General features: G+C 70.6%; 1 protein-coding gene. It reads left to right on the top strand.

All coding sequences use genetic code 11. From position 1 onward, the window contains the following. Positions 1–1,560 (top strand): non-ribosomal peptide synthetase (locus D5H75_RS40680; protein ID WP_119931984.1); only part of this gene is annotated, 1,560 nt, incomplete at both ends.

Below are 1,560 nucleotides of genomic sequence, written 5' to 3'. Positions count from 1 at the left end.
TGGCGCCGGCGCGGTCGATGGCGCGGCATCCGCTGTTCCAGGTCATGCTCGCCTTCCAGAACATGCCCGAGGCGCGGCTCGACCTCATGGACTTCTCCGTCGGGCTGGAGCCGTTCGACCACGGGACCGCCATGTTCGACCTCCAGTTCTCCCTGGAGGAACGGCCCGGCGGCGGCCTCCTCGGCACGATCACCTACGCGGCCGACCTGTTCGACCGCCCCACGGCGCAGTCCATCGGCGAGCGCTTCGAGCGGCTGCTGCGCGCGGTCGCCGCCGACCCCTCCGTACGCCTGTCGGAGATCGACCTCCTCGACCCGGCCGAGCGCGCCCAGCTCCTGACCACCTGGGCGGGCGACGGGGCCGAGCCGGAGCCGGCCACGATCGTCGCGCTGTTCGAGGCCCAGGCCGCCCGGTCCCCCGAGGCCGTCGCCGTCACCGCGCCCGGCACGTCGCTGACGTACGGCGAGCTGAACGCGCGGGCCAACCGCCTCGCGCACGCGCTGATCTCCGAGGGGGTCGGCCCGGAGCGGTTCGTCGCCCTGGCGCTGCCGCGCTCGGCGGATCTGGTGGTGGCGGTGCTGGCGGTGTTGAAGGCGGGGGCGGCGTACCTGCCGATCGACCCGGACTATCCGGCCGACCGCATCGCGTACATGATCGAGGACGCCAAGCCGGTCCTCACGATCACCACCGAGACCCTGACGGCCGACCTGTCGTCGTACCCCGACACCGACCCCGGCGCGGACGTCCGGCCCGACCATCCGGCGTACGTCATCTACACCTCCGGCTCGACCGGCCGGCCGAAGGGTGTGGTGGTCCCGCACCGGAACGTGGTGCGCCTGCTGGCCTCGACGGAGGCGTGGTTCGGGTTCGGCGCGGGGGATGTGTGGACGTTGTTCCATTCCTACGCGTTCGATTTCTCGGTGTGGGAGTTGTGGGGGGCGTTGTTGTACGGCGGGCGGTTGGTGGTGGTGCCGTTCGGGGTGTCGCGGTCGCCGGGTGAGTTCTTGGAGTTGCTGGTCCGGGAGCGGGTGACGGTGCTGAATCAGACGCCGTCGGCGTTCTATGGGTTGATGGGGGCGGATCGGGAGGATCCGGGGCTGGGGGCGCGGCTGGGCCTGCGTTTTGTGATCTTTGGTGGTGAGGCGCTGGAGCCGGCGCGGCTGGGTGATTGGTATTCGCGTCATGCGGATGACGCGCCGGTGCTGGTGAACATGTACGGGATCACCGAGACGACGGTGCATGTGTCGTATGTGGCGTTGGACGAGGTGACGGCCGCGTCGGGGCGGGGGAGTCTGATCGGGGCGGGTATTCCGGACCTGCGGGTGTACGTCCTGGACGAGGCGTTGTGCCCGGTCCCGCCCGGGGTGGTCGGGGAGTTGTATGTGGCGGGGGCGGGCCTGGCGCGGGGTTATCTGAATCGTCCGGGGTTGACGGCGGAGCGGTTCGTGGCGTGCCCGTTCGGCCCTCCCGGTGAGCGGATGTATCGGACGGGGGATTTGGGCCGGTGGCGGGCCGATGGCCGGTTGGAGTATGTGGGCCGGGCGGATCTGCAGGTGCAGT

It is taken from the genome of Bailinhaonella thermotolerans (assembly GCF_003594875.1).
Taxonomy (GTDB): Bacteria; Actinomycetota; Actinomycetes; order Streptosporangiales; family Streptosporangiaceae; genus Bailinhaonella; species Bailinhaonella thermotolerans.
Note: the sequence above shows the minus strand (reverse complement) of the source record. Positions and strands in the feature narration are given on the sequence as shown.